The sequence below is a fragment of the Capnocytophaga ochracea DSM 7271 genome (assembly GCF_000023285.1).
GTDB lineage: Bacteria > Bacteroidota > Bacteroidia > Flavobacteriales > Flavobacteriaceae > Capnocytophaga > Capnocytophaga ochracea.
Genome location: NC_013162.1, coordinates 363,442 through 389,297, shown reverse-complemented (window position 1 = coordinate 389,297; position 25,856 = coordinate 363,442). Strand labels below are relative to the sequence as shown.

Here is a 25,856-nt window from a genome sequence, read left to right as displayed (position 1 = left end):
AAATAAACAAATATACTATGAAAAACTTGTTTTTAGCAATCTCTGTTTTTCTTGTTACGTTATCGTATGGGCAAGATGCGAATGTAAAAAAACTCATCAAACTTGCCGAGAAGGGAGATGTACAAGCACAAACTGAATTAGCCGATGCTTATTTTAAAGGAAAGGGCGTAAGACGCTCTTATCAGGAAGCCGTAGTATGGCTTGAAAAAGTAGCCGAGACAGGCGATTTGAATGCACAATACCAGTTGGCACAATGCTATTTTAACGGTAAAGGCGTATCAAAATCACCACAAAAAGGAGTGGAATGGCTCACCAAAGTAGCCGATGCGGGCAACCCCGAAGCGCAACGTGAGTTGGCACTATGCTACCGCGATGGCAAAGGCGTAGAGCAATCGAAAGAGAAGTATTACGCACTTATAGAGAAGCACGCTGAGAAAGAGAATCCTGAAGTGCAGTTAGACCTTGCTAAGGCGTACCACTCAGGAGAAGGGGTTACTAAAGATGTGAATAAGGCTAAGTATTGGGCAGAACAAGCCTCAAAGAACGGTAACTCGGAAGCGGAATTGCTATTAGCTTCTTGGACATATGAAGTCAATGCATCAAACCCAGAAGCTATAAAGCGTTTAACCCAAGTGGCAAATAAAGGCAATACCGAAGCGCAAAGAATGCTTGCCGATGCTTACTTAGAAGGTAAAGGCGTAGAAAAATCGGAAGCTAAAGCTATTGAAATGCTTGAAAAAGCAGCCAAAGGAGGCGATGCTGAAGCAATGTACCAATTAGGAAACTTTTACTTCTATGGCAACAGTCCGCTTATAGGGAAATACTACAAGAAAGCAATTAATTACTATACCCAAGCCGCTAACAAAGGCAATGCAGCAGCGCAAGCACAGTTGGCACTTTGCTTCTACAATGGTATAGGCACCAATGCTTCCCCGAAAGATGCTTTCAGTTGGATACTCAAATCAGTAAATACCAATCCTACTCCTAAAGCACAAAATAACTTAGGGGTATGTTATGCAGTGGGGATAGGAGCACACCCCTCAAACGCACAAGCCTTAGAGTTCTTCCAAAAAGCTGCTGAAGCAGGTGATGTAACAGCGCAATACAACTTAGGAAATATGCTTTTGCAAGAGGGACAGTTAGACGTTAAAAAAGGCTTTGACTACCTCGAGAAAGCAGCTGCGGCTAATCATCTTTTAGCGCTTAAGAAATTAGGTGATTTATACTTCAACGGGAAATACACCAATCAATCGTTTGAACGAGCCTTTGAATATTATACTAAGGCTTCTAAACAAACACCTACTCCACAAAAGGAAATGTTAGACTACTTCTACCAAGGGCAAGAAGAAGCGTATGCCGATGTGTTATACAATCTTTCACAATGCTATGCCGAAGGTAAAGGAGTAAAGAAATCGATGAGAGAAGCCAGCAAGTGGGCAGTAAAAGCTGCTGGGCTTTCTAATAAATACGCTTTTGATTGGCTTAATAAAATAGTTGAAAAGAATGACCCAAAAGAGAGTCCGGAAGTGATATTGGCAGTAGCTGATGGTTATTTCTATGCTAAAGGGACAAATAAACAAAATGATAAAGCCTTTCCACTCTATGAAAAATTAGCCAAACAACAAGATAATACCACTGCACAAAAACGTTTGATGGAGTATTATTTTGAAGTAAAGAATCCAGATAAGAACGATGAGAAAGCAGTTTATTGGGCAGAGAGAGTGGCTAAGAAAGGAGATGCTTCTACTCAATTCAGCTTAGGAAAATACTATATGACAATGGTACCCGATGTGAAGCCACAACCGGCAACTCCCGCTCCTAAGCCAACCCCTAAAAAGCCAGCTGCTACCGCTACGCCTACTGTTGCTGTTACCTCATCACACAATATAGAGCCTAATAGTCCTGAAGCCGAAGCACGTGCTGAGTTACTTCGCAGACAAAGAGGAGGCAAGAATGTTACCCCAGCTAAACAACAATATGCTGTGAGAGCAAGTACACGACCTGCTGTAGCACAAAACGCTCCGAAAACACCTATGAAACACCTCGATGAAACCAAGGGGGTACATTGGCTTGCTAAAGCAGCTGAACAAAACAATGTGGAAGCGCTTAATGAGTTAGGCTCTTATTATTTTGAGAAGCAAAACTTTGGTCAGGCATTGGCTAACTTCCAAAAGTCGGCACAACGTGATTACGCTCAAGGACAATACAACTTAGCTAACTGTTATTACAATGGGAATGGTATAGACCGTTCGTATGAGAAAGCCGCTAATTACTACAAATTATCTGCACGTAAGGATTATGCTCCTGCGCAATTCCGTTTAGGGCATTGCTATTATCACGGTGAAGGCATAGAACAATCGGATAGTAGGGCTGCCGATTGGTTTGAACAAGCTTGCGATAACGGTGAGAAGAAAGCTTGCGATATGCTAAAAGTAGTTACCGCTAAAAAGTAAACTCTCCTTTTTCAAATAATAAATGCGGAAAGAGCTGTCTTATTAAGACAGCTCTTTTTGTTATTTAGCGAGAGTTTGATGTAAGAGAGGTAATATCCAAAGGGCTAAACTTTGGTAAAGTACTGTAACCGTAAAAGTATTTGAATATTAATAAATCGTTACATTGAGTTGAGATTATTTTACAGTAAGTGCTACGCTGAATATGCCTGCTACTAATATCAATTTAAGCATATTGTGGAGCAATGCATAATGTTTTTGGTCTTTACTTCGCCAAAGAAGACATACAAAAATACATAAATATATAAGCATAAACCATAGAAAATAGGTTAAATTTCCTATCGAAAAATAATTGAGCAATACGTAAATAGGTAAGGCACACAACACGACGCTTAGGGTAATGAGCTTTTTGGAGAAGGACTCTCCATATACTACGGGTATAGTAGCGTAGTTATGAGCCAAATCTCCTTTGATATTTTGTAAATCTTTAATAAACTCCTTGATAAGGATAAGCAGAAAGATGAGTAGGGCGTGTACGAAAATTATCGCCTCGAAGTTGCGGTAATATACAAAGATGGCAAAGAAGGGTATAATAGCCAGTACTGCCGAAGTGAGGTTGCCAAAAAATAATAACTTCTTGATACGGTGAGAATAGAGCCACATTGTGAAAATATATCCTGAGAAGAAAATCACTGCTCTGAAGGATACATAACTGGCTACAATTACTGAAAGGAAGTTAAGCAAAAAGTAAAGAGTGAGTTTAGTATTTTGACTTACCAGATGGTCTATCATTGTTTTGTTGGGCTTATTGATAAGGTCTTTTTCTTTGTCGTAAAAACCATTGATAATATAGCCTCCTGCGATAGCCAAGGCTCCTGCAATGACAAGCATCAGTAAAGAATCGTCAAAAATTACCTCACGCCAAGGTTTATGCGAAAGCACAAAGATAGCAGCTAAATATTGGGCGAGGCATACTATCATTATATTATAACCTCGTACAACCGAAAAAATTCCGATGAGCTTTAATAAGGTAGTTCTCCTCATTATGCGTATGTTTTGTACTTGTTAGCCGTTACCTATAGATAGAGAGCCGTTGTCCTACACGAATATTACTGCCCTTGATACGGTTCCAGCGTTTGAGATTAGAAACTGTTACTCCGTGCCGTGTAGCAATCTTTCCTAAATTATCTCCTTTCTTTACCGTGTAGACTGTTTTCTTAGAAGATCTGCCTCCTGCATATTGGTCGCCTTTTACCACTTGAGGGAGAGGTTGCTCACGGTTTGCTTTTTCTTCATTTAGATAAGCATAGATAGCCTCTTCGTTGGCTACAAACTTACCTATCTCGGAAATAGGTAAGCGCACGGCGTAGTTACGACCTTCAACATAAGGGACAACATCTAATTGATAGGAAGGGTTAAAAAACTGAATATCTTTTACGTCCATACCTGTAATATCGGAAATGTCTTTAAAAGATATAGCTTGCTTTACGCGGATAGTATCGGTTTCAAAAACGTGATTAGCGCGCTTTTGAGGCTTGAAGCCGTGTTCTTTGGCATATTCAAAAATATAGAGAGTTGCCAAGAAAGCCGGTACATATCCAGCGGTTTCTCTGGGAAGATAAGGGCGCAAATTCCAATAGTTAGTCTTGCCATTGGAACGGCGAATGGCTTTGGTTACATTACCGGGTCCTGAATTGTAAGCGGCGAGTGTTAAATCCCAGTCACCAAATATTTTATAGAGTTCATTTAGGTATTTTGCAGCTGCTTTGGTAGAGCGAATGGGGTCGCTACGCTCATCAACATAATTATTTACTTCTAAGCCATAACCTTTACCTGTACTGTACATAAACTGCCATAAGCCTGTAGCCCCTGCACGCGAACGAGCTTTAGGGTTTAGAGCCGACTCGATAATGGCTAAATACTTCATCTCTAAAGGAATCTTTTGATTACTCATCTCTTGTTCAAACATCGGGAAATAATAATCACTAAGGGTCATTAGGCGCTCTAAAGAAGAACGGCGATTTTTGAGAAACGACTTGATTACCTGTTCCAAGATAGGATTATATTCTACATTGAAAGGAGTTTTCTGGTTAAGTTTCTCTAATCGTTTTTTGAGGACTTCAGTGGGAAGTTCGTCGTAGGTTACATCGGTGGGGGTAGTAGCGATATCTTCACTCATTTGCTCGAATAAATCGGAATTAGAGAGTTCTTTTAGCCATTTTTCATCGTATTTTCTTGCCTTAGGGTTGTCGTTTAGTTTGCGAAGAGCTTCGCGTTTGTTGTTAGCAATAGTTTGATTGATGGTATCTTTGGAGAACGAGCTCTGTGCTTCAACGGATAAACTACCGATTAAAAAACAAAAAAGAGTTCCCAATGTATATTTTTTAAGTGTCATATTATTGTTGAGTGTTTTTTAACTTAGATTTAGCAAGGGGACAAAGTTATTAAAAATATTGAAATGCAACAAATATATAGTTATTTTTTTCAAAATCCTCACTGAATTGATACCAAAAGTGTGCCAAGATTTGTTTGTTTTGTGTAGAGGTGTTTTTTAGATAAGAGGTAGCTTATACAAAACTTATGTTAATTAGCATTAGTGATTTTATATTTGATATCAAAAGAAGAAAAGCGTACTACTTTGTTATAAAAAGTTTGTCAGTTTAAAAAAAAGTATTACCTTTGCCCGCAGAAATCCTCAGAGAGACTATTTGAGGATTTTTTATTTTTATATAAACATAACAACATTAAAAGGATATTATGAAGAAAGTATCATATTACACTGCTGAAGGGCTGAAAAAGCTTCGTGATGAGCTCAATCAGCTGAAAGATGTGGAGCGCCCTCGTGCTTCTCAAGCTATTGCTGAGGCACGTGACAAAGGAGACCTTTCAGAAAACGCTGAGTACGACGCTGCTAAAGAAGCGCAAGGTTTATTGGAAATGAAGATTGCCAAACTCGAAGAATTGGTAGCTAATGCTCGCATTATCGATGAATCACAACTTGATGTGAGCAAAGTGCTTGTGCTCTCTACCGTAAAGTTGAAAAATCTGGCTAACAAGATGGAGATTACTTATACCCTTGTAGCAGAAAGTGAAGCCGACCTAAAAGCAGGGAAAATATCGGTAAGTTCGCCTATTGGCAAAGGGCTCTTGGGCAAATCAGTAGGTGAAATAGCTGAGATTAAGGTACCTAATGGCACTCTTAAATTGGAGATTTTAGAAATCTCAAGATAGATAAGAGGTAAGAACATATACTAAATATAGTTTTTTTATTACTAAAATATGATTTTACCCCAATCAGAAGATAAACTTGCAACAAAGCAAGATTTAGCGCAAGCTAAATTAGATATCATAAAATGGGTGGTGGGATTATTTATTACTCTTGCCCTTATGATTATTGGTTTATACTTAAAGATTGGCTAAGTCCTAAAACCTGAACTAACAAATAAAAAAAATGAGTATTTTTACAAAAATTATCAATGGGGAAATTCCTTGCTACAAAGTAGCGGAAGACGATGAGTTTATCGCTTTTTTCGATATTAACCCTAATGCCAAAGGGCATACCCTCTGCGTGCCTAAACAAGAAATCAGCTATATTTTTGATATGGATGACGACCATTATCTGCGCTTGATGGCTTTCTCAAAACGTGTAGCCAAAGCTCTTGAAAAGGTAGTACCTTGCGAGCGTATAGGCGTAGCAGTTGTAGGTCTTGAAGTGCCTCACGTACACGTACACCTCATTCCTATCAGCGAGATGAAGGAAATGACCTTCCAACACAAAGTAAAACTTACTGATGAAGAGTTTAAAGCGCTTGCGCAGAAAGTAAGAGAAGCGTTTTAGCCTTAAAGAAGACAATACAAAAAAGGCTATCAACAATTACAATAAGTTGTTGATAGCCTTTTTTGTTGTAACACGACAAGCAATTAAGACAATAATCCGTCTAATGCATCGGTGTAAGTCTTTTTAGGAGCTACTCCCACTTGGCGACCTACTACCTCTCCATTTTGGAATACCAATACGGTAGGGATATTGCGAATGCCATATTTAGCAGCAAATTCTTGGTTGTTATCCACATCTACTTTGCCTACTACTACTCTACCTTCGTATTCTTTAGATATTTCTTCTACAACGGGAGCGAGCATACGGCAAGGTCCACACCACACTGCCCAAAAGTCTACTAATACAGGCTGGGTACTTTTAAGCACCAAGTCTTCAAAATTTCCATCTGTTATTTCTAATGCCATACTAATATGTTTTTATATTGTAATTAAATTTGAGGCAAAGATACAAACTTTATTAAAAATACAAAACCTCACGGTAATAGTTTTTTGTTATACTACTATAACGTTTGTTATCTGCGCACTGATTGTAGGAACTCTGATAGTTTCTTTTTACCAGATGAGAAGGTGAATTTAGCTTGCAACTGGTAATAGTTTTGAGGGTCGACTACATTAGGATAGGCTTCTTGTGCGATGATGAGTTTATTATCGTCAAAAGAAAGTTCTTCCATCAGTTCGCCTATTTGCTCAGTGGTAAACGATACGATATTCTTTTGGGCACGGAAGAAAGCTAGCTTGTCTTTATCGAAACTTTCGTTCTTGTACATCTTAAAGAAGTTATTAAAATCACCTTGACGCATCATAGGAGCACCTCCATAGCCTCCACCGTATGAGCGATTCCACACATCATTCCATTGACGACCGTGATAGGAGGGCTGATTGTTGTTCAAGCTAATTTCGTCTAACAAATAGAGTCCTTCGCGTGAAAAAAAGTCCATTATCATACGGGTGTTGTTACGGGGATTGATAGTTACTCGATAAATGAGCGTACGTCCTTGCCAGATGCTGAGTGGTTGAGGGTTAGCTGTTACGTCGAAGAAGCGATACATACCGGTAGTACTAGTGATTTCTTGGTCGCCTATACTCACTGTAAAGCGGTCGCGTTCAGGAATACGGATAAAGACTTCGGCATAACCGCCGTTATAGTCGTATTCCCAATCGATATTTACTGAGATACCACCCCGCCCAATGACAGCGCGCGCTTGTTTGTTTTGACGGTATTCGTTTTGTAACAAACGACCTGCTGAGCCTACTTCTTGCGCCCAGCTTACTGAGGTTAAAACCCCTAAGCAAAGTAATAATAACTTTTTCATAAGTGTATGTAGATTAAAAAGCCTCCGAACCCCCGAAGGGGGACAATCCGCAAAAGCAATAAATGTTTTAAAATCTCGCACGGATTTCACAGATTTCACGGATTCTTCGGCAATAAATTTAAGTAAATAACATATTAATTCACGGATTTCTCACCTAAAGGTGAGGGATTTTACGGAATTTATGACTTTACATCTTCTTATAGTAAATAGCGAATTTCGTGCCAAAGTCGTAGCACGACAGGCAAGTTGTAGCACGACAAGCAATTTAAAACTTTGGTAAAGTTTGCCACGAACTTTCTTTCTTTGGAAAATACAAAAATCACAGATTTACTTTTTTGGATAATATTAAATTATTAACTTTGCCACAAAATTAGGGACAGAATGAATTTATTAATTTATATTATTGCTTATCCTATTGTTTGGGGGATTTCGCGATTGCCTTTTTGGCTTCTTTACAGAGTATCGGATTTCTTTTATTTTATACTTTATACTCTATTGAAATACAGGGTGAAAGTGGTACGCAAGAACCTCCATACGGCTTTTCCTTTTAAAACAGAAGCGGAACTTAGAACGATAGAACGCAAATTTTACCATCACTTTTGTGATATTTTATTAGAAATGGTGAAATCATACGGAATGAGTGAAAAAGAGATGAAGAAGCGTATGGTGTATCCTAATCTTGAGGTGCTCAAAAAGTATGAAGAAGAGGAGCGTAATATCCTCATTATGTGCAGTCATTATGCGAGTTATGAGTGGTTGTTGTCTTTGGCTTATTTTCTTGAACACAAGTCGTATGCGCTTTATACTCCGCTGAGCAATAAGTATTTTGACAGGTTGTTACAAAAAATACGAATGAAACACCACAGTTACCTTTTGCCTCGCTATACGGCGCATAGAGAAATGAAAAAACACAAAGATGCGCACGAGGTATATTGCTATGGTTTTGCTTCTGACCAGATTCCTAATAATAAGAAGAACTATCGGCGTCCGTTTTTGGGGCTTAATGTGCCTGTATTTACAGGGGCGGAACGCTTGGGAAAGGCACTCAATACGGTGATTGTATTTGCTAAAATAGAAAAAGTAAAGCGCGGTTATTACCAAACTACCTTTGAAGTATTGGCGGAAAATCCTACTGAATACGTGGATTTTCAGATTACGGATATGTTTTTTGAACGTATCAACAGGCAGATTTACGACAAACCAGAGTTTTACTTGTGGACGCATAATAGGTTTAAGAGAATGCAATAAGAGTTCGAAAATTAGCAAATGAGGTGCGAGCCGCACGGGCTATTAACTTTGGCAAAGTTTGAGATGAAAAAGCGATGAGTTGGGAGTGTTAGGAATATCCGAAAGATATCGAAGAAGTTCGGAAGGAGGAAGAGAGGGGTTTTGGTGAAAAAAGGCTGTAAGAAGGGTGGGGTTAGCTTATAGAGAGCTTATAGGAAGCTTATACGAATCTTGGACGATTGGTATAGAAAGGGTGTATAAGTTGTTGATTCATACTATAATACAACAGCATAAAAAATGTTAAAAACGGGGTTTCGAGGCGAAAGAAAGAGGAAGAGGTAATAGGCCTTAGGCCATAGGCACTAGGGAAAAGTATGAAAGAGAGGGGGAGTGTGGTGACGGGAAAAGTGAAGGTAAAGAGCGGATGTATGACGATTATCATAACTCATTATAGACCATATGTTATTAATTTTTAATTCTTGACTCATATTATAAAATAATATCTAATTGAATGAAAATTGTAATTATTAAGATGAAAAAGATATTATACTTTGTGTTTTTGTGTTTGATAATGGCTTGTAATAAGCAGGCAAACACTTCAAAAGAAGAAACTAAACAGGATACTACTTCGGCAGTGCCCGAAACCTCTTACACTGAGTATGTAAACCCACTGATGGGTACGGACTCGAAGTTTAGTTTATCGAATGGGAATACTTATCCTGCTATTGCGGTGCCTTGGGGTATGCACTTCTGGACACCTCAAACGGGCAAAATCGGCGACGGCTGGGCATATCAATATCACGCTGATAAGCTCGTAGGCTTTAAGCAAACCCACCAACCGAGTCCGTGGATTAATGACTATGGGGCTTTTGCACTGATGCCGGTAGTGGGTGACTTGAAAATTAAAGAAGAAGAACGCGCTTCGTGGTTCTCTCATAAGGCAGAAACGGCTCAGCCTCACTACTACAAAGTGTATTTAGCCGATTATGACACATCGGTGGAAATTACGCCTACCAATAGAGCAGCGCAGTTCCGCATTACCTTCCCTGAGAGCGATAAGGCTTATTTGGTTTTAGATGCTTATTTTAAGGGCTCGATGGTGCAAGTGTTGCCCAAAGAACGCAAAATTATAGGCTATGCCCGCAACAACAGTGGGGGAGTACCTGAGAATTTTCACAATTACTTTGTGCTTACTTTCGACAAGGATTTTGAGAGTGTACAGACGTGGAGCGACGGCTTTAAGCTGACAAAAAATGCTGAAAGCAAGGGCGAACACACAGGGGCAGTGATAGGTTTCCGCACGAAAAAAGGTGAACAAGTAACCGTAAGAGTAGCTTCGTCGTTTATTTCGCCTGAGCAAGCCCTATTGAACTTGCAAACGGAACTGGGTAATGACACTTTTGAACAGACAAAACAAAAAGCACTTACCCTTTGGGAGAGTGAACTCGGCAAGATACAAGTGGAAGATGAAAATATAGACCATTTGCGCACTTTCTACTCCTGTTTGTACCGTACACTGCTCTTCCCACGCACTTTCTATGAATACAACAAAGAAGGTGAAATGGTGCATTACAGTCCGTATAACGGCAAGGTGGAAAAGGGGTATATGTTTACTGACAACGGTTTTTGGGACACTTTCCGGGCAGTATTTCCGCTTTTCAACCTGTTGTATCCTGAGATGAATCAACAGATGATGAAGGGATTGGTGAACGCTTATAAAGAATCGGGCTGGTTACCCGAATGGGCAAGTCCGGGTCATAGGGATTGTATGATAGGGTCGAACTCGGCTTCTATCATTGCTGATGCTTACCTGAAAGGTAATATAGACGAGGCTGATGCTGAAATTCTTTTAGAAGCGATGCTGAAGAACGCTACTCAAAACGATGGCAGACCAGTGAAATCGGTAGGGCGTGAGGGGGTGAATTACTACAATAGTTTGGGTTATGTGCCTTATGATGTGAAGATTAACGAGAGTGTAGCCCGCACATTGGAGTATGCTTACGCCGATTATTGCATTGCTCGTATAGCAGAAAAGATGGGTAAGGCGGAGGTTGCTAAACAGTATTACGAACAATCGAAACGCTACAAGAATGTGTTTGACCCCGAAACTAAGTGGATGCGAGGCAAGAATAAGGACGGCAAGTTCCAGTCGCCATTTAATCCGCTGAAATGGGGCGATGCGTTTACCGAAGGGAACAGCTTGCACTACACGTGGTCGGTATTTCAGGATATTGAAGGACTTATACAGCTAATGGGAGGCAAAGAGGCTTTTGAAAAGAAGATAGATGAAGTGTTTGAGATGCCTCCGCTGTTTGACGATTCGTACTACGGTTTTACCATACACGAAATACGCGAGATGCAACTCATAAATATGGGGAACTACGCGCACGGCAATCAGCCCATACAGCACCTTATCTACTTGTATAATTACGCTGGTAAACCCCAAAAAGCACAAGCTAAACTACGGGAAGTGATGGAGAAACTCTATACCCCTACGCCCGACGGTTATTGCGGTGATGAGGATAACGGACAGACCTCGGCTTGGTATGTGTTTTCAGCCTTAGGCTTTTACCCTGTTACCCCTGCCAGTGATAACTACATACTCGGTAACCCACTGTTTAAAACGGTGAGCTTGCAACTGCCTGAGGGCAAGAAGTTTTTAATAAAGAGTGTGGCACGCAATTCGGATAACAACTTAGTAGAGTACGTACAACTGAACGGTAAGAAAATAGAAGGTTTTGAAGTGCCGTTTGGCGCATTTAGAGAGAATGGAACTTTGACGTTTTTCAGGTAATGAGTAAATGTGTTAATCTCGTATGCAAAGCTGATGTCGCAAAATATTTATTAAAATATTTGCGCAAAAGTATATAAATATATACCTTTGCAATATTAAGCACCAATGAACTATATTATGAAATCAAGTGAATTGCACCGACTTATTACTGAAAATGATTGGATATTGATAAGAGTTTCTGGCAGTCATTATATCTATCAAAAAGGTGATAAAACCTATCCTGTCCCTTACCACGGTAGTAAAGAAGTGGGCAAAGGACTAGAGAAAAAAGTAAAAAAAGAAATGAGACTATCCTAAAAATATTATATAATATGAAAAACATTACTATTATTATAGAGCGCAGCAACGATTTTTATTGGGCTTACGCTGAAAACATAGAAGGCTTAAGTGCAGGAGGTGAAACCGTACAAGAAGTCAAGGAAGGTGTTTTGGAAGCGATTGCTTTACAAAAAGAGCTCGGTAATTTTCCTTATACTGATTATCAGCTTACTTATAAATACGACACTGAAAGTTTGTTGCAATACTTTAAAGGAGTAATAAGTAATCCTGCCTTTGAACGCATTACAGGTATCAATCAGAAACTGATACATCAGTACGCCGTAGGACTCAAAAAACCTCGTAGTGCCCAACGTCAAAAAATACAAGAGGGCTTACATAAATTAGGGGAAGAATTGCTTAGTGTACAATTATAATTAGCAAATTTGGTACGCTCTTTGATTTACAGACAGTAGTTTCATCAAAACCATTGTTTAGTAATGAGAATCAAGCATTTTTTATCAGCGACAGCTTTACTACTTCCCTTACTGCTAACCGCACAGAAATCGGTAGTGCCAGAGGTGAAGGTAGTGAATGAGCGCAATGCCAACCCGATGGTATTGCAAGACCTTTCAGTAGATATATTAGTGGTAGGACAAACGGCTGTTACTACTATGGAAATGACCTTCTACAACCCCAACACCCGCGTAATGGAAGGCGAGTTTCAGTTCCCGCTTGCCGACGGACAGCAGGTGTCGCGCTTTGCCTTAGATATCAATGGCAAACTGCGTGAAGGTGTGGTAGTAGACAAAGCCTTAGGGCGCAAAGCCTTTGAGGATATTGTGCGCAGGGGTGTAGACCCAGGCTTATTAGAAAAAACTGAGGGCAACAACTTTAAAGCACGTGTATACCCTATGCCTGCCAAAGGTACTCGCCGTGTACTCATCGCCTTTGAACAAGAACTACACGAACGAGGCGGACAAGATTACTACTTCTTGCCTATCACGGCTAACGTAACCCTTAAAAACTTCAAGGTGCGTACTGAGGTAGTATCACGCTTTGTAAAGGCAGATATTCAGAACAGTCTGCAATTAGACTTCAAACAAGCGCGCAATAGCTATATCAGTGAGGTAAGCAAGCAAAACTTCACGCTCAACCAAAACATTGCACTTACTTTCCCGAAAATTGAGAAACCACAAACCATTAGCGCTACCCAAGGCAGTAAAAGCTATTTTTATGGCAATATAGCTTTGAGCGATACCAAAGCTAAAAGTAGCCCCACTCCTAAGGAAATAGGACTCTTATGGGACGCATCGCACTCAGCAATCCAACGCGATAGAGCAAAAGAGTTTGCTTTCTTAGATGCTTATTTTAAGGAACTCAAAGACACTAAGGTAGTGCTTAGTACTTTTAATATTCGTTCTGCTAAACCGCTTACTTTTGAGGTGAAAAACGGTAATTGGCAAGCACTGAAATCGCATTTAGAAAGTTTGCAATACGATGGTGCTACCGATGGTAATGCTATTGATTTCAACCTCAAAACAGATGAAATATTACTTTTTAGCGACGGTATTTTCAACTTTGGCAGTAAAGAATTTTCTGTAAACGAAGTAGTGAAACAAGCTAAAACCCCTATAACAGTGGTCAATGCTTCGGCAGTTGCTAATACTCCAAAAATGCAATACCTCGCCAATGCTACGGGTGGTAACTTTATAGATTTGACAACCCTCACTACTGAGCAAGCAATAAAAGTAGCACGCACTGTACCTTTCCAACTGCTAGATATAGAAGTGAAAAGCGGTAAAGTAACCAAAATTTTCCCGCAGAAAGGAGCTACTATTAGCAAAGGTAATTTCACCCTTGCAGGTGAATTGCAAAGCGAGGAAGCAACCTTAGTACTTAGTTTTGGTTACCCTAAAAAGGTAATGGTGCAAAAAGAAGTAAAATTTGTAGCAAACCCCGATGCTTCTGAAAGTGAGTTCAATCTTTTGCGCCGTATATGGGCAGAGAAACAAATTGCACAACTACAACGAGAAGGTGTTGAACAAAAACAAATAGATGCGGTAGGGCGTGAGTACGGCATTGTAACCGAAGGTAATTCGCTGATAGTATTAGAAACCGTAGAAGATTATGTACGTTACCGCATTACGCCTCCTACCGAATTACAGCAAGAGTACTCCAAACGCTTAGCAAATGAGCAAAAGCAAAAAGAGGATACTGCTAAGCGTATTTTGGATAGAGTCGTAGAGCAATCGGAAAAGCAAAGTAAATGGTGGCATACCGAATATCCTGTGAAAGGCACTGAACCTAAGAAAAATGTTAATAACTCTAATGATACTCCTGTAAGAATAAGAGGGGTGGCTTCTGGGGTAGCACAAGAAGTTAGAAGTGAGGAGGTTGCTGCTATAGAAGCTGACGAAAGTGCAGAATTAAATGAAGTAGTTGTAGTAGGTTATTCTCCACGAAGAAAAGCAGCTATGACGGGAGCTATAAATAGTAGAGTTGCTGATTCTCCTAGTGGTAACACTACTGCTAAAAAAGATGTTTTTTTATCACGCAAACCAGCAAGTCCTGTTCCTGTACCTGCCTCAAAAATAGAGCTCAACGCCTATAACCCCGATACCCCTTATTTAAAGGTAATGGAGTATACTGAGGAAGCAAAAGCGGTAGAAACCTATTACAAACTCAAAAAAGAATACGGTAACACACCTTCCTTTTATGTAGATGTAGCCGACTATTTCTTTAAGAAAGGTAATCGTGAGCAAGCTATCTTGGTAGTTTCCAATTTGGCAGAGCTCGGTTTAGACGACCCTCAGTTGTTGCGTATGTTAGGCTACAAGCTCAGCAACTACAATGCTAAGAAAGAAGCGGTATGGGTATTCCGTAAGGTGGTAACTCTGCGTGAAGAAGAACCACAGTCTTTTCGTGATTTGGGCTTAGCACTTGCCGACGATGGTGCCTATAACGAAGCCGTGAAAAACCTTTATAAAGTAGTTACAAGCGAGTGGAGCAGTCGTTTTGGCGATGTACAAATCGTAACAATGAACGATATCAATAGCCTCGTCGCACGCCACAAGGGTATAGACGTGAGTTATATCGACAAGCGTTTGCTCAAAAAAGAACCCGTAGATGTGCGAGTAGTGCTCAGTTGGGATACAGATAGCTGCGATATGGACTTATGGGTAACCGACCCCAAAGACGAGAAGTGTTACTACCGAAACACTCTTACTTACCTTGGTGGTAAAATCACACGTGATGTTACTCAAGGCTACGGACCTGAAGAATTTATGCTCAAGAAAGCCGAAAAAGGCAAGTACAAAGTGCAAGTGGATTACTTTGGTACTCGCTCACAAAAGCAACTGATGCCTGTGAACTTGCGTATTACTTTCTATACTCACTATGGTACGCCTCAGCAAAAACAGCAAGAAACCACTGTACGCCTCAGTAATGCCAAGGAGGTGATTGAAGTAGGAAGTTTTGAATTTTAATAGTTAATGCTTAATAATTAAAGATAAAAGGCTGTTCAGCATTTACTGAACAGCCTTTTCCATTATGAAGTTGTAAAATTAAATTAATAATTAAAGGTCTACGGGGTAAGATTGGTGACCGAAACGAAGCCCAAAGAAGAAGTTAAACTCTTTAGCTGAGCGGGTAAGCACATTGCCTAAAATAGTGCTTGACCCTAATACTAATGGACCTAAGCGCAAGGCAATTCCCACATTAGCTTTTGATACTTGGTTGTATGAAATAGGCAAATAAGCCCCAAAACTATTAGTATCGTAGTGAGGAGTGAGTGAAAGTTCATTGGCATAAGTAGCGTTGTAAAGCTCTTTGTCCTTTGTAGAAGCTATATTCACTTGTCCTGATAAGTTCAAGTAGAACGCATCAACTACGCGATAATCGGCGCTGAGGTTAAAAGTAGAAGGTAGTGATGACCTCAATTTAGAGCCTGTAGCCTTTGTTCCATCAAAGTGATTCTTCAAATTCTCTTCTGATAGGTCATCTATGCTTAAAGTCGTACTTTGTGTTGCAGGCATTTTGTAGCGGTAAGAGTTCTTATTGGCAGTGTATTGTAAACGCCCGAGATCCATTAGCGAAATCCCTACACGCAAATCGTGAGGATTATTGTGGCAACGAGGGCAACCGTCCTTGCGAAACTCATATGTAGCTCCTAAATCGAAAGCCAAAGTAGTAGCTTCTGAACTAAAATACAACTTGTTTACCTTTACATTGTCGAAATCAACCAAGTCCATTCCACCGTTAAGCACTTCCAAAGTACCGTTAGCCGATTGGATATTCAAGTTTACTTTGTCCTTATCAGTGTCAGGCGTTAGTGTAGCCGAACCTTCAAAGTCTTTAAAACCTACGTAAACATTACCAGAGCCTTGTACCAATTTAGCACTTGCTCCTACTTTCACCGTGTTAGTACCGTCAAAATACACTTCACCTGACCACGAGAAACCTACTTCCGAAAAAGCATTTACCACTATCTCTTGGTCGTTAAGGTTCACTTGGTAAGGGGTTTTGAGTTCCAATTTATCTAAATCACTAACAAATGATTGTAACATTTTTGCATCTATGTTACGTACATTGCCCAGAAGGCGCACACGAGAGAAAATCCCTACTGTATGCTGGTCGTTTATCTTCACAAAAGCCGAGGGTCCTAACACATCAACGTTTATCTTCGCTTTGATATTGTTATAACCAAAAATAGCATTCTGATTATCAACGCGTGTGTACTCGTTAAAGCTATCAGTGATATTAGGCGTGAGTTTGATAGCGTTGTTGCCAAAACCAAAGTTCACTGTAGCAATATTAGCGTCCCAAGAACGCTTACTGCTAATCATATTCGCAGGATTAGAAGTTACAGGAAAAATACCCGAATAATTGCTTTCTCGAAGCCCTACATACGATTGCTGAGCTTCTACTGCCATTGTTGTTAGAAACAATGCTGATAAAATTACTTTTTTCATTCTATAAAAAACACTTGTTTAAATTGCGTGGCAAAAGTACAATATTTTATCAAATAACAAATAAAGAAGGTCAAAATTATTTGTAGAATTAATTTATAATCGTTATCTTTGCGCTTTCTATCCTGCCATTTACCGCTGAGCTACCTCTTGAAAAACCATATACAATCTTGTCTGCTTTGCATAGTTCACTACCTGAGTTTCGTTTTAGTTTCGTTTCACCTATGCTTTTAGTAGAGCATATATTCGTCTTTTCTATACCAATCTTCCAAGATTCGTATAAGATTCCTATAAGCTTCCTATATCTAAGCACTGATTATCAAAGGTATTAGTTACTTAAACATAACCTATTAACGGAAGTTTACGAAAGTTATAATATATAAAACGTAACCTTTATTTTGTAGAAGATTTTAAAATTGTTATTTCTTATGAAAAAGATAATTCTCGTAGGATTGAGCCTTCTTGCGCTCTCCTGTCGCACCACACAAAAAGTAGCACAATCTTCCTCTTCAGAAGAAGAAATGCTTAAAAATATTACGCATAATCTTATTATTAGCTATCAAAATCAAAAAACATTGGCTCATTTGAAAAAAGAAGTGCAAAAATATGGTGCAGAGATGCTTTACGAATACAAAATTATCAAAGGAATAGCTATCAAAGTATCCCAAGATAAAGATATTCGTCAGGCAAAAGCCTATTTTTCCAATCTTAAAGGTGTAACAAATGTGGAATACGACCAGATAAACCATATTGACCATTAATCACTAACCATCAATTATTAAAAGCTAACTTTAACAAAAGATTAACGCCTCACGGCACTTGTCTATAAAATTTTTTAGTGTACTTTTGCACTGTAAAAGCAGACCTCGCAACGCCACAAAAACAAGGAAGTGTTTTTTGCAAACGCTTCCTTTTTAGTGTATTATTTTTAATAAAATTATCTCTCAGACCTATCCGAATTATCCAACCTGTTTGATAACTAAAACCTCTAACATCTAAAATAACAAACATTATGAATAAAATCTTTTTAGTAGCAACCGCTATCGCAATGGTAGCTTGTAATAATGGAAACCAACAACAACAGCGACCACAGGGTGCTGTGTCTTACCCTGTGATTGTCGTAGGCGAACAAAATACCGTGTCTAACCTTTCTTACCCTGTGAATATCGAAGGCGTAGTGAACAGCGCCGTACAAGCCAAAATATCAGGCTATATTACCAAAGTATTGGTAGACGAAGGTCAGGTGGTTACCCAAGGGCAACCGCTCTTCAAGTTAGAAACTCAAACCCTTAACCAGTCAGCTGCTTCAGCCAAAGCTGCCGTAGAGGTCGCTAAGGTAGAGGTAGATAAACTCGTGCCTTTGGTACAGAAAAACATTGTGAGCCCTATCCAGCTCGCCACAGCCAAAGCTAACTTACAACGTGCCCAAGCTACTTATAACGAGGTAGCCAGCAACATTGGTTTTGCCGTAGTAAAAGCACCTGTAAACGGCGTGGTAGGTGCGATTAACTACCGCGAAGGTGCTTTGGTAACTGCCAATAACACTGTGCTCACTACCGTATCCGACGTGAAAGAGGTATATGCCTATTTTTCAATGAACGAAAAAGAATACCTCGATTTCTTAGACAATACCCAAGGCAAAACCACTGCCGAGAAACTCAAAAACCTACCTGAGGCTTCTTTGGTGTTAGCTAACGGACAAGAATATGCCGAGAAAGGCAAAATACAAGCCGTAACCGGACAAATAGACCCTACTACCGGTAGCATACAATTTCGTGCTACCTTCCCTAATCCTAACAAGTTGCTTACCAATGGCAACAGTGGGACTATCAAGATACCACAACATTTTAGTAACTCACTTGTAATTCCCGAAGTTGCTACCTTTGAGCAACAAGGAAAGGTATTTGTGTACAAAGTAGAGAACGACACCCTCAAACAAGCTATCATCACCCTTAAAAGCCGCGCCGATAACTATGCTGTGGTAGAAAGCGGACTTAAAAACGGCGATGTCATTCTCGCGCAAGGACTCAACAAAGTGCGTACGGGTACTGTTATCAAACCTCAACCTATCTCTATGGATAGCCTTGTCAAGAAAATACAACCGATATTTTAGTGAAGACTGAAAAGTCGCCTTTGCATCGTAAACCTTGCTAAAATTTTAGTGCTTGCCGTGCTGCGACCTTTGGCAAAGTCTATGTTAAATATTAATTGTCAATTGAACATTACTGTATGAACAGAATCATTTATAAATCACTGGCTATAGTAACCGTAGCCCTTACCCTTACCGCTTGTGCAGGACGCAAAGCCTATGAGCGTCCACAAGCCATAGACGAAAAACTCTTCCGTACTGAAAGCCCCGCTACCGATGCCCAAAGCGATGCTACCCTTTCGTGGCGCAATATCTTCACTGATCCGCTCTTGCAACAACACATCAGCAAGGCACTTTCCAATAACCTCGATGTGCGTGTAGCGATGCAAAATGTGGTTTCAGCACAAGCCTACCTCAAACAAAGTAAGGCAGCTTTTATTCCTACCCTCTCGATAGGAGCTAACTATACTCGTAGCACCTCATCATTAAATGCTGGAGGTGGTGCTCCCGACCGTACTTACAACAATCTGTTCGATATCACGGGTAGTGCTTCGTGGGAAGCCGACATATGGGGCAAGCTATCCGCTCAAAAACGTGCTTCTTATGCCTCTTATTTAGCAACTTTGGAAGCCCAAAAAGCAGTACAGTCCGAAGTGGTAGCTACCTTAGCAACAGCTTATTACCAACTGCTGATGCTCGACGAACAGAAAAAAGTACTCGAACAAACTATTGAGTTTCGCACCAAAAGTTTAGAAACTACCAAACAACTCAAAAAAGCAGGTTCTATTACTGAAGTAGCAACCAAACAAATCGAAGCACTCGTGTACAACGCACAGGCGCAACTTATTACCATCAACAATAGCGTTTGGGCATTAGAGAATACCATCTGTGTACTCTTGGGTGAAGAGCCTCATACGATAGAGCGAAGCACGCTTGCTGAGCAACAATTCCCCACACGGTTTCATCAGGGGTATGCGGTAAGTCTGCTCGAAAATCGTCCTGATGTGGCACGTGCCGAACTGAACTTGCGCAACGCCTTTGAACTTACGAATGTAGCGCGTTCCAATTTCTATCCTACGCTTACTCTTTCCGCTCGTGGAGGTATCAGTAGTACCGAACTCGATACTTGGTTTTCTGCCAAATCGATGTTTGCTAATTTTATAGCAGGATTGGCACAACCTATTCTCAATCGCCGACAAATACGCACCCAATACGAAGTGCAGAAAGCTGCTCAAGAAACCGCTTTGCTGAATTTCAAAAAAGCAATTCTTTCAGCGGGCAAAGAAGTATCCGATGCAATGCGTCAATTCAGTTCGCAAGACGAGTTCATTCAGCTCAAAACCCAAGAAATGAAAGCCTATCAAGAAGCTACCGACTATTCCAAACAACTGTTCGATAGTGGTATGGTGAATTATTTAGAGGTCATAACTGCCGAAGTAAACCGCCTCAATGCCGAGCTTAGTGTAGCCAACGCACAGTTTACCCGTATGCAGTATGGCATTACTTTGTATAAAGCATTAGGAGGAGGCTGGAGGTAGGAAAAAGAGCATAGGTTTTGCACACTTTGTTAAAGTTAAAAAAGCGATTTATAAGTTGCCATTGCTTTAAGAATCTGAATTGTCAGAAAGCTCAGAAAACCCTTGCTATCTCATTTCTTATAGCTTGTGCCTAATATAACTATAACTTAGTTATACAATGAACATAGAAATTATCAAAAACAGAAAAGGAGCTCAAAAGGCTGTTGATATCCCTTCCGAAGTGCTTTCACTGTTGAATACAGGGAGTATAGAAACGGTAAACCTTACCGAATGGTTGGCTGTAGACCATTCACAGCTTGTAAAAACTGTTTTTCCTACTTTTGGGATTGATAAGAATGTCATTGGGGAGTTGGTTTGCCAGATTGATTATCAGAAGAAACCTTCTACTTTAGGTAATGAAATAAAAACACTTGAAAAACCTAAACGAACAACTAAGAAATAGTCTTGATTATGCCCAACATCTTATTGCAACAATTAGAAAACGCACTTCCCGCAGGAATGCAAATCCCCGAAGAACTCCGCCAACTCTATCAGTGGATAGAAGATAACGGGTATTATGAGGACAGAGACGATGGTGTACGTTACGGATATCTGTATCCTAAAAATCCTTTTAGGAATACATATCTAGATGACATAAACGTAGATATCGATATTGCCTTTTATATGGAAGAAGAAAACTTTCGTAAAGAACTCTTGACCATTTCTTTTGGTAAGAATGCCGACGATGCTGCTCAGCGTTTTTTGCAAATAGCCGAAAATATATACAATGGTTCTATGGTAGCTTTGTGGTTGGACTACAGAGGAACAACCCAAATAGTCCGTTGTGTGAATACGGTTGAAGAGGCAGGCAACTGGGAAGTGGTAAAAAAGCAATTGAATTTCAGTAAAGTATCTATTCGCGCAAAAGGAATAGATATTTTTGTACCAATGAGCTCAGAGGATAGTGGCTTAAATGATGATTTTGAAGGTTGGTATAATGCGATGATGTATGAATCGTAAAGAAAAATGAAAAATATTTTATTACAACAATTAGAAAATGCCCTCCCTGAGGGAATGCAAATCCCTGATGAACTCCACCAACTCTATCAGTGGATAGAGGACAATGGTTATTATGAGGACAGAGATGGCGTGCGTTATGGCTATCTATATCCGTGGGATAAATTAGAAGAAAGCTGGACAGATGATGAGCGAGAAGGAGGTACCATTATTACTTTCAATGTAGATGAAGAATCCTATCGTAATGAGCTATTAGAAATACAATACAAACAGCACGCCGAGAAGATAAAGCGCCGTTTGCTCGTCTTTGCACGCAGTGGTGCCGATGGTTCGGAATGTGCCCTATGGCTCGACGATGAAGGGCGTACCCAAATCGTGCATATCGGGTCGGGTTCAGGCTCTATGATGACCTGTATATTGGTGAAAAACGCCTTGGATTTCTTGCGTCTTTTGGCTATTGGCTATGATGAGATTTGCTGGGACGAGGATTATCCACTCCCTCCTAACAGTGATAAGAACGAAATGTTCGTCCACCCCAATACACAATACCAAGAGTGGGTGCAAAATACGTTTCATACCACTATCCCCGCAATAGGATTAGAAGTGGTAACCCCTCATAGTATGGACGACGAAGCAACCGATGACCCTTTTTTAAATTGGTTTTATGAGATGACAGATGAGTAATAAGAAGTGATTATGCATCTTTATGCTACCTATAATCAAATGAAAAACAGCTATGGGAGATAGAAATACAGAAAAAAAGTTATTTCGAGACAAACTTTTAAAAGGTTTAGACGTTGCTTACAAGCGAATGATAGCCGAAAAGCGGAAGAATAATCAAAAGATTGTGGTGCACCGTGAGGGAAAAATCGTTACTATTAATCCGTAGGGAAAAGCATTAAATACTAATTACAAACATCAATTATTTTTTTATTATTGCATTTTTATTAAAATATTTTTAGTAATTTTGCCTTACCTTTACAATAATGATTAAGATTAAAATGCTATGGGACTAAAATTTTTAGAAGAAATTAAACAAGGCATCAGAAGCGCCTCATTGAAAAAGGATATTATCTGTTATTACATCAATAACGGAGATGATACACTTGCCGACCTTGGCAAGGAACTGAACTTCAGTGTTCCTACCGTTACTAAAATGGTGGGCGAACTGATAGAAGATGGTATAGTGATGGACTTTGGGAAGATGGAAACCCCAGGAGGTAGACGTCCTAATATCTATGGATTGAACCAAAGTTCGGGATATTTTATAGGTGTAGATATCTCTCAAAAACGCGTTCATATAGGGCTTATCAATTTTAAGGGAGATTTGATAGATGAACAGATGGATATCTCTTTTGAGGAAGCGCATCCTCACGAGCGTTTTGAACGTTTATGTGAAATAATTGAAGATTTTATGAGCCATACAGTGGTGCCTAAGGACAAAATACTGAGTATTGGCATTAATATTTCAGGGCGTGTGAACCCTCAAACGGGGCATAGTTATAGTTTCTTTTATTTCGATGAACGTCCGCTTACTGAAATGTTTGAAGAAAAATTGGGTATAGATGTCTCTATTGATAACGATTCGCGTGCGATGGCTTATGGTGAATATATTAAAGGACGCGTACAGGCTGAAAAAAATATCATCTACGTGAATGTAGGTTGGGGATTAGGCTTAGGAGTCATCGTTAATGGGCAGCTATATTATGGGAAATCGGGCTTTTCAGGTGAGTTTGGGCATATTACTGCCTTTGAAAACGAGATATTATGCCACTGTGGTAAGAAAGGTTGCTTAGAAACAGAGGCTTCGGGCTCTGCTCTTTATCGTAAATTCTTGGAAAAACTTCATAACGGTCAATCGTCTTTACTTACTCAACAGAAGGAAAATGAAGACGAAATTACACTCAACGATATCATAGATGTAGCTTTGCAGGAAGATATATTGGCTATAGAACTTATTGAAGAGGTGGGGAATACGTTGGGTAAACACGTGGCGGGCCTCATTAACCTATTTAATCCTGAATTGGTGATTATTGGTGGTACTCTTGCCAATGCAGGCGACTATTTGATATTGCCTTTGCGCAGTGCTATCAAGAAGTATTCTTTGAATTTAGTGAATAAAGACTCTTCGATAAAAGTATCAAAATTAGGAGATAAGGCGGGTCTATTAGGTGCAAGTCTCCTCGCCCGTAGTAAATTTATAGGATTGATATGAGAGAGCAACAACTTCAGGCTTTTGGGAGACTCCTCGATATAATGGACGACCTGCGTGCGAAATGTCCGTGGGATAAGAAACAAACAATACAATCGTTGCGCCATCTCACTATTGAGGAAACTTATGAATTGGGCGATGCTATCCTCAGTGGCAATCTGCAAGAAGTGAAGAAGGAACTCGGTGATTTGTTACTTCATATCGTTTTCTATGCCAAAATAGGTAGTGAAACGGGTGATTTTAATATTGCTGATGTGGCAAATGGTGTGTGTGAAAAACTCATTGAACGGCATCCGCATATCTATGGAGATGTGAAAGTAGACAACGAAGACGATGTAAAGCGCAATTGGGAAAAAATAAAACTCAAAGAAGGTAACAAGAGCGTACTGGGAGGTGTGCCTAAAAGTTTGCCTGCATTAGTAAAAGCTACTCGTATACAAGACAAAGTGGCAGGTGTAGGCTTCGATTGGGATAATATAGACGATGTTTTTGCGAAGATAAAAGAAGAAATAGATGAGCTACACGCCGAAGTAAAAGCGCAAAAACAGACAAATATTGAGAGTGAGTTTGGCGATGTTCTTTTTAGTCTTATTAACTATGCCCGATTTTTGAAAGTAAATCCTGAAGATGCCTTAGAGCGCACTAATCGTAAGTTTATAACTCGGTTTCAATACTTGGAACAACGAGCCAATGAGAAGGGAAAATCACTCAAAGATATGATTTTACAAGAAATGGAAACTTATTGGCAAGAAGCTAAGAAAATAGTAAAACAATAAAAAACAATGGCAATACAAAAACCAAGCATACCTAAAGGCACTCGTGACTTTTCACCAGCCGATGTGGCCAAACGCAACTTTATTATTAACACTATTAAAAATACTTTTAACGCTTTTGGATTTCAGCCTATCGAAACGCCCAGCTTTGAAAATTACGATACATTGATGGGTAAATATGGCGAAGAAGGCGACCGTCTTATCTTCAAGATACTCAATTCAGGTGATTTTACACAAGGAGTTAAACAAGACGATTGGGAAACTAAGAATACTCAGAAGCTCACTCCCCAAATATCAGAAAAAGCACTCCGTTATGACCTTACAGTTCCTTTTGCACGCTATGTAGTACAACACCAAAATGAACTGATTTTCCCCTTTAAACGTTATCAAATTCAGCCTGTATGGCGCGCCGACCGTCCGCAAAAAGGACGTTTCAGGGAGTTTTACCAATGCGATGCCGATGTGGTAGGCAGTACCAGCTTGTGGCAGGAAGTGGAGTTCGTACAGCTCTACGACACCGTGTTCACAGCGCTCAATCTTAAAGGGGTGACTATTAAGATTAACAACCGCAAAATTCTCAGCGGTTTTGCCGAAGTGATAGGGGAGAGTGATAAACTCATCGACTTTACCGTAGCTCTCGATAAGCTCGATAAGATAGGCGAAGAGGGTGTTATCAAAGAAATGATAGAAAGAGGTATCAGCCACGAAGCTATTAGCAAGTTACAACCTATCTTTGCACTTAAAGGAGCTCTTGCTGAAAAGCTCACTGCTCTGAAAGAGATACTAAAAACTTCTGAAACGGGGTTGAAAGGTATTGAAGAGGTGGAGTTTATAGCACAAAAAATAGAGCAACTTACCTTACAAACAGCTATTTTAGACCTCGATGTCACTCTCGCACGTGGACTGAATTATTACACAGGAGCTATTTTTGAGGTTGCTGCTCCAGCGGGAGTGCAAATGGGTTCTATTGGTGGAGGAGGACGTTATGACGACCTTACGAGCATCTTCGGATTGAAGGGGATAAGTGGTATAGGTATCTCGTTTGGTTTAGACCGCATAGGATTGGTGATGGAAGAATTGAATCTTTTTCCTGAATCACTGAGCAATAGCATAGAAGTGCTTTGTATAAATTTTGGCAATAACGAAGCTTTACAGAGTATGAAACTATTGAAAGAGTTGCGTAAACTCGGAAAAAGAGCAGAACTCTACCCCGATGTAGCTAAGATTAAAAAGCAAATGGAATATGCTAATAAGCGAAGCATTCCGTTTGTAGTGATGATTGGGGAAAGCGAGCTTACCAAAAATACTTTTGTATTGAAAGATATGCTTAAAGGCACTCAAAAAGAATATAATTTTAATGAAGTAAATGAAGCATTATTTCAATAATATGAATCATAGAATA

Annotated in this window: 22 protein-coding genes and 1 pseudogene; 18 read left to right on the top strand and 5 right to left on the bottom strand. The window is 39.8% G+C overall.

Going from position 1 to position 25,856, the window contains the following annotated elements; genetic code table 11:
- Positions 1–17 precede the first annotated feature (17 nt).
- Entirely contained in the window at positions 18–2,453 is a 2,436-nt protein-coding gene (locus tag COCH_RS01550) for a tetratricopeptide repeat protein (protein ID WP_012797052.1), read from the top strand.
- 174 nt (positions 2,454–2,627) lie between these two features.
- On the opposite strand, the gene COCH_RS01545 is transcribed toward COCH_RS01550, so the two are convergent.
- Complete coding sequence (locus COCH_RS01545; protein WP_012797051.1) at positions 2,628–3,494, bottom strand: geranylgeranylglycerol-phosphate geranylgeranyltransferase; 867 nt, start codon at positions 3,492–3,494, stop codon at positions 2,628–2,630.
- A 28-nt stretch (positions 3,495–3,522) separates the two neighbouring features.
- Entirely contained in the window at positions 3,523–4,845 is a 1,323-nt protein-coding gene (locus COCH_RS01540) for a lytic transglycosylase domain-containing protein (protein WP_012797050.1), read from the bottom strand.
- A gap of 362 nt (positions 4,846–5,207) precedes the next feature.
- Here COCH_RS01540 and greA point away from each other — a divergent pair, with 362 nt between their 5' ends.
- Genes greA through COCH_RS01530 form a run of 3 tightly spaced genes read left to right on the top strand, consistent with a single transcriptional unit; the run spans position 5,208 to position 6,288 of the window.
- The gene (gene greA / locus COCH_RS01535; RefSeq protein WP_002673366.1) at positions 5,208–5,681 is read left to right on the top strand and encodes a transcription elongation factor GreA; all 474 of its coding nucleotides are present in this window, start codon (positions 5,208–5,210) and stop codon (positions 5,679–5,681) included.
- 48 nt (positions 5,682–5,729) lie between these two features.
- Positions 5,730–5,870 carry a hypothetical protein gene (locus COCH_RS12135; protein ID WP_009410099.1) on the top strand — a complete coding sequence of 47 codons (141 nt, stop codon included), beginning with the start codon at positions 5,730–5,732 and terminating at the stop codon, positions 5,868–5,870.
- 31 nt (positions 5,871–5,901) lie between these two features.
- Positions 5,902–6,288 (top strand): HIT family protein, encoded by a 387-nt coding sequence (locus tag COCH_RS01530; RefSeq protein WP_009410100.1) that lies wholly within the window; start codon positions 5,902–5,904, stop codon positions 6,286–6,288.
- A gap of 83 nt (positions 6,289–6,371) precedes the next feature.
- On the opposite strand, the gene trxA is transcribed toward COCH_RS01530, so the two are convergent.
- Both trxA and COCH_RS01520 read right to left on the bottom strand, forming a co-directional pair.
- On the bottom strand, positions 6,372–6,692 hold the full coding sequence (trxA, locus tag COCH_RS01525; protein WP_002673363.1) for a thioredoxin: 321 nt from the start codon (positions 6,690–6,692) through the stop codon (positions 6,372–6,374).
- A gap of 107 nt (positions 6,693–6,799) precedes the next feature.
- On the bottom strand, positions 6,800–7,600 hold the full coding sequence (locus COCH_RS01520; protein WP_012797049.1) for a DUF4476 domain-containing protein: 801 nt from the start codon (positions 7,598–7,600) through the stop codon (positions 6,800–6,802).
- Between the two features lie 381 nt (positions 7,601–7,981).
- Here COCH_RS01520 and COCH_RS01515 point away from each other — a divergent pair, with 381 nt between their 5' ends.
- The 5 genes from COCH_RS01515 (at position 7,982) to COCH_RS01495 (ending at position 15,364) form a co-directional block, all read left to right on the top strand.
- Positions 7,982–8,848 carry a lysophospholipid acyltransferase family protein gene (locus tag COCH_RS01515; protein ID WP_012797048.1) on the top strand — a complete coding sequence of 289 codons (867 nt, stop codon included), beginning with the start codon at positions 7,982–7,984 and terminating at the stop codon, positions 8,846–8,848.
- 490 nt (positions 8,849–9,338) lie between these two features.
- The gene (locus COCH_RS01510; RefSeq protein WP_012797047.1) at positions 9,339–11,621 is read left to right on the top strand and encodes a GH92 family glycosyl hydrolase; all 2,283 of its coding nucleotides are present in this window, start codon (positions 9,339–9,341) and stop codon (positions 11,619–11,621) included.
- Positions 11,622–11,738: 117 nt separating this feature from the next.
- Positions 11,739–11,918 (top strand): type II toxin-antitoxin system HicA family toxin, encoded by a 180-nt coding sequence (locus COCH_RS01505; RefSeq protein ID WP_009410104.1) that lies wholly within the window; start codon positions 11,739–11,741, stop codon positions 11,916–11,918.
- Positions 11,919–11,932: 14 nt separating this feature from the next.
- Positions 11,933–12,313: a type II toxin-antitoxin system HicB family antitoxin gene (locus tag COCH_RS01500; RefSeq protein WP_012797046.1), complete on the top strand. Its 381-nt coding sequence runs from the start codon at positions 11,933–11,935 to the stop codon at positions 12,311–12,313.
- Between the two features lie 63 nt (positions 12,314–12,376).
- Positions 12,377–15,364: a VIT domain-containing protein gene (locus COCH_RS01495; RefSeq protein ID WP_012797045.1), complete on the top strand. Its 2,988-nt coding sequence runs from the start codon at positions 12,377–12,379 to the stop codon at positions 15,362–15,364.
- A 90-nt stretch (positions 15,365–15,454) separates the two neighbouring features.
- Here the strand turns inward: COCH_RS01495 and COCH_RS01490 are convergent, their stop codons facing one another.
- Positions 15,455–16,849, bottom strand: coding sequence for a DUF5723 family protein (locus COCH_RS01490; RefSeq protein ID WP_012797044.1), 1,395 nt, complete (start codon positions 16,847–16,849; stop codon positions 15,455–15,457).
- Positions 16,850–17,274: 425 nt separating this feature from the next.
- On the opposite strand from COCH_RS01490, the gene COCH_RS01485 reads away from it, so the two are divergent.
- The 9 genes and pseudogenes from COCH_RS01485 (at position 17,275) to hisS (ending at position 25,840) form a co-directional block, all read left to right on the top strand.
- Positions 17,275–17,607 (top strand): hypothetical protein, encoded by a 333-nt coding sequence (locus tag COCH_RS01485; protein ID WP_012797043.1) that lies wholly within the window; start codon positions 17,275–17,277, stop codon positions 17,605–17,607.
- A gap of 251 nt (positions 17,608–17,858) precedes the next feature.
- Positions 17,859–18,959 (top strand): efflux RND transporter periplasmic adaptor subunit, encoded by a 1,101-nt coding sequence (locus tag COCH_RS01475; RefSeq protein WP_012797042.1) that lies wholly within the window; start codon positions 17,859–17,861, stop codon positions 18,957–18,959.
- A 116-nt stretch (positions 18,960–19,075) separates the two neighbouring features.
- Positions 19,076–20,473 (top strand): efflux transporter outer membrane subunit, encoded by a 1,398-nt coding sequence (locus COCH_RS01470; protein WP_012797041.1) that lies wholly within the window; start codon positions 19,076–19,078, stop codon positions 20,471–20,473.
- Between the two features lie 157 nt (positions 20,474–20,630).
- A pseudogene (locus COCH_RS01465) lies at positions 20,631–20,885 on the top strand (DNA alkylation repair protein); the annotation flags it as partial.
- A gap of 38 nt (positions 20,886–20,923) precedes the next feature.
- Positions 20,924–21,472 (top strand): SMI1/KNR4 family protein, encoded by a 549-nt coding sequence (locus tag COCH_RS01460; RefSeq protein ID WP_012797039.1) that lies wholly within the window; start codon positions 20,924–20,926, stop codon positions 21,470–21,472.
- Positions 21,473–21,478: 6 nt separating this feature from the next.
- Positions 21,479–22,153 carry an SMI1/KNR4 family protein gene (locus COCH_RS01455; RefSeq protein ID WP_012797038.1) on the top strand — a complete coding sequence of 225 codons (675 nt, stop codon included), beginning with the start codon at positions 21,479–21,481 and terminating at the stop codon, positions 22,151–22,153.
- Positions 22,154–22,475: 322 nt separating this feature from the next.
- Positions 22,476–23,684 (top strand): ROK family transcriptional regulator, encoded by a 1,209-nt coding sequence (locus COCH_RS01445; protein ID WP_012797036.1) that lies wholly within the window; start codon positions 22,476–22,478, stop codon positions 23,682–23,684.
- Entirely contained in the window at positions 23,681–24,457 is a 777-nt protein-coding gene (gene mazG / locus COCH_RS01440) for a nucleoside triphosphate pyrophosphohydrolase (protein WP_012797035.1), read from the top strand. The genes COCH_RS01445 and mazG overlap by 4 nt, the downstream gene beginning before the upstream one ends.
- A 6-nt stretch (positions 24,458–24,463) precedes the next feature.
- Positions 24,464–25,840, top strand: coding sequence for a histidine--tRNA ligase (gene hisS / locus COCH_RS01435; RefSeq protein WP_012797034.1), 1,377 nt, complete (start codon positions 24,464–24,466; stop codon positions 25,838–25,840).
- Positions 25,841–25,856: the final 16 nt, after the last annotated feature.